Source organism: Cupriavidus sp. SK-4, from assembly GCF_000611125.1.
GTDB lineage: Bacteria > Pseudomonadota > Gammaproteobacteria > Burkholderiales > Burkholderiaceae > Cupriavidus > Cupriavidus necator.
In genome coordinates this window covers 2,726-6,212 of the sequence record NZ_JFJW01000063.1, presented here as the reverse complement: position 1 = coordinate 6,212, position 3,487 = coordinate 2,726, and the positions used below count along the sequence as shown (strand labels likewise).

The window sequence follows — 3,487 nt, the reverse complement described above, 5'->3', positions numbered from 1 at the left end:
CCGGCGGGCGGCCAGCCATGCGCTCGGCTTCCGGCGGTGCGATGGCTTCCAGCTCCGCCGGCCATTTGCCGGTCAGGTAGTAGTCCATCACCTTGCGCGCGATCGGCGCGGCCACCGCCGCGCCGAAGCCGGCGTTCTCGACGATCAGCGCAATCGCGATCCTGGGGTTGTCCGCGGGCGCGAAGGCCGTGTACAGCGAGTGGTCGCGCTTGCGCTCGTCCAGCGCGTGGTGGTTGTACTTCTCGCCCTTGGCCAGGCTGTAGGTCTGCGCCGTGCCGGTCTTGCCCGCCGACTCATAGGCGGCGCCGGCAAACACGCGCGCGGCCGTGCCGGAATGCGTCACCGCCACCATGGCGCGCTTGATCACGTTGATGTCGGCCTGCTTGAGCGGGATGGTGTAGCTTTCCTTGGGCACGGTCAGCGCGCGCTTGCGCGTGACCGCGTCTTCCACCGCCTTGACCAGGTGGGGCTTCATCACCTTGCCGTCGTTGACGATGACCGAGGTGGCCTGCGCCAGCTGCAGGATGGTGAAGCTGTTGTAGCCCTGGCCAATGCCCAGCGAGATGGTCTCGCCGTCGTACCACCTCTGCTGCTCGGGCTTGCGGTATGCCTTGCGCTTCCAGTCGGTGGACGGCAGGATGCCGCGGCTTTCGCCCTCGATGTCGATGCCCGTGATCTGGCCGAAGCCCAGCGGCTTCATGAAGTCATGGATGCCGTTGACGCCCATGTCGCGCGCCAGCGCGTAGTAGTAGGTATCGCACGAGTGCACGATCGAGCTGTGCATGTCGACCCAGCCATGGCCGCCCGGCTTGTCGTCGCGGAAGGTGTGGTTGCCCAGCGTGAAGAAGCCCGGATCGGACATGCCCCAGGCCGCGGTGCGCTTGCCGGTGGTCAGCGCCGCCAGCGCCATGAACGGCTTGTAGGTCGAGCCCGGCGGGTAGGTGCCCCTGAGGGGTCGGTTCAGCAGCGGCTTGTCGGGCGAGTTGTTGAGCTCGTTCCAGGTATTGGTGTCGATGCCTTCGACGAACAGGTTGGGGTCGTAGGTCGGCTTGGAGACAAAGGCCAGGATGTCGCCGGTGGACGGTTCGATCGCCACCAGTGCGCCGCGGCGGTTGCCGTAGAGTGCCTCGGCCAGCTGCTGCAGGCGGATGTCGAGCGACAGGATCAGGTTGTTGCCGGGCGTGGCGGGTGAGGTCGAAAGCGTGCGGATGGGGCGCCCGCCCGCGCTCACTTCCACTTCCTCGAAGCCGGTCAGGCCGTGCAGCTCGCTCTCGTAGCTCTGCTCCAGGCCGATCTTGCCGATGTAATTGGTGCCCTTGTAGTTGTCGGCATCCTTGCGCGGATCGTATTTGGCGCCGTCGGCATCGTTGGCCTCGTCCATGGCCTCGATGCGTTCCTGGTCGCGCTGCGAGATGCGGCCCAGGTAGCCGACCACGTGCGAAGCCGATTCGCCCAGCGGGTACTGGCGGAACAGCCGCGCGCGCACGTCCACGCCCGGGTAGCGGAAGCGCTGCGCGGAAAAGCGCGCCACTTCCTCGTCGCTCAGCTGGCTGCGGATCGGCAGGCTTTCAAAGCTGCGCGATTCTTCCATCAGCCGCTTGAAGCGGCGCCGGTCGCGCGGCTGGATATCCACCAGGCCTGACAGGCTCTCGATGGTGTTGTCCAGCGTATCGGTCAGCTTGGACGGCGTGATCTCCAGCGTGTACGCCGAATAATTGCGCGCCAGCACGATCCCGTTGCGGTCCATGATGATGCCGCGGTTGGGCTCGATCGGCGCCACCGAGATGCGGTTGTCCTCGGCCTTGGCCGAGTACTGGTCATGCTTGTACCACTGCAGCCACAGGAAGCGCGTGAACAGCAGGCCAAAGCAGATCACCGTGAACAGGGCCGCGGCCGCCACGCGGATGCGGAAGCGGCCGATTTCCAGTTCGACGTTGCGGATTTCGGTCATGGTACTGCTTTGGCCAGGGATGAGCGTTTAGGTGCGGTCAGGTGCGTGCGGCGTCAGATCGGACGGGTCTCGTCGACATCGCTCGAACGGCGCTGCGGCGCCAGCAGCAGGCTGGTGGCCAGCGGCCACAGCAGCGCCTCGATCGCCGGTGCCAGCAGCAGTTGCCAGCCCGGCAGCGGCGCGCCCATGGCCAGCCGGATCAGCACCGGCACCGCGTGCACGATGAACAGCAGCGGCAGCACGTGCAGCGCCTGGGTATAGACGGTGAACCACAGCACGCGGCGGTGGATGGTGATGGCAAAGTAGGCCAGCAGGGTGTAGGCCAGCGCGTGCTCGCCCAGCAGCCGGGCATCGTGCACGTCCATCAGCAGGCCCAGCAGGAAGGCCACGCCCATGCCCACCTTGCGCGGCTGGTGGATGTTCCAGAACACCAGCACCAGCGCCACCATGTCGGGGACCCACAGCGTGGTGCCCCAGGGCATCAGGTTGAACAGGAACGCCAGTACGAAGCTGAAGGCGATAAAGACGGGATTGACCGGCCGCAGCAGGTATTGGGGATTGGTCACCGTGGTGCCTCCTTGGCGGGCGCGGCCTTGGCTGCCGCCGCGCTATCGGCGGCAGCGCGCGCCGCAGCGGACTTGGCGCCCTTGACCGGCGCCTCCGGCTTGGCCTCGACCGCTTCCCGCGCGGGGATGGCCGCGTCGTAGCGCACCACCAGCAGCTGGCGGTGCGCGCGCACGCCGGCCACCGGCTCGCAGTACACGCGCGAGAACGCGGTATCGGCCTTGCGCTCGATATGGATGATCTTTGCCACCGGCAGGCCCGGCGGGTAGGTGCCATCCAGGCCCGAGGTCACCAGCAGGTCGCCCTGCTGCAGGTCGGCGGCGGCGGCCATGAAGCGCAGGTCCAGCTGGCCCGCGCGCGCGCCGCCGAAGGCCACGCTGCGCAGCCCGTTGCGCACCACCTGCACGGGGATGGCCTGGTCCTTGTCGGTCAGCAGCGTCACCTCGGACTGGAACGGCGACACGCGCGTGACCTGCCCCACCACGCCGCGCTCGTCGATCACCGGGTAGCCGGCGCGCAGGCCGTGCTGGCTGCCCTTGTCGATCACGATGCGCTGGCTGTAGGGATCGCGCGCGTCATACAGGATCTCGGCGGCCGTCACCGGCGTGGCCGACTGCTGCGCCAGCCCGAGCAGCTTGCGCAGCTGGTTGTTCTCGGACTCCAGCTGCGCCTGGCGCACCGAAGCCTGGGCCTGCTGCACGGCGTTCTGGCGCAGTTCGCGGTTCTCGGTGGCGAGCATCGCCGACGACTGCGCATAGTCGAACATCGTGCGCAGCGCGTCGCGCGGCGTCAGCACCAGGCGCTCGACCGGCATCAGCACGGTGGCGGCAACCTGCCGGCCCACGCTGAGCGCATCGAAACGGGCATCGACCACCAGCAGCGCCAGCGCGATGGCCACGTACAGGACCAGCCTGGCGACTGCCGAGGTGCCTTGCTTGAAGAGCGGCGGAGGGGAGTAATCCATTTACCCGA

Annotated in this window: 3 protein-coding genes; all 3 read right to left on the bottom strand. The window is 67.7% G+C overall.

Translation table 11 applies throughout. The annotated features are described in order from the left end of the window. Positions 1–1,951, bottom strand: a 1,951-nt coding sequence (gene mrdA / locus CF68_RS13025; RefSeq protein ID WP_035819374.1) for a penicillin-binding protein 2, incomplete at its 3' end; no start/stop codon positions are given. Positions 1,952–2,004: 53 nt separating this feature from the next. Beyond that, positions 2,005–2,517, bottom strand: coding sequence for a rod shape-determining protein MreD (gene mreD, locus CF68_RS13020; protein ID WP_035819372.1), 513 nt, complete (start codon positions 2,515–2,517; stop codon positions 2,005–2,007). Next, positions 2,514–3,479, bottom strand: coding sequence for a rod shape-determining protein MreC (mreC, locus tag CF68_RS13015; protein ID WP_035819370.1), 966 nt, complete (start codon positions 3,477–3,479; stop codon positions 2,514–2,516). Before mreC ends, mreD begins: the two co-directional genes overlap by 4 nt. Between the last annotated feature and the right edge of the window lie 8 nt (positions 3,480–3,487).

Coding starts and splice junctions, on each gene's coding strand:
- mreC (WP_035819370.1), bottom strand. CDS start 3,479: ATGGATTACTCCCCTCCGCCGCTCTTCAAGCAAGGCACCTCGGCAGTC.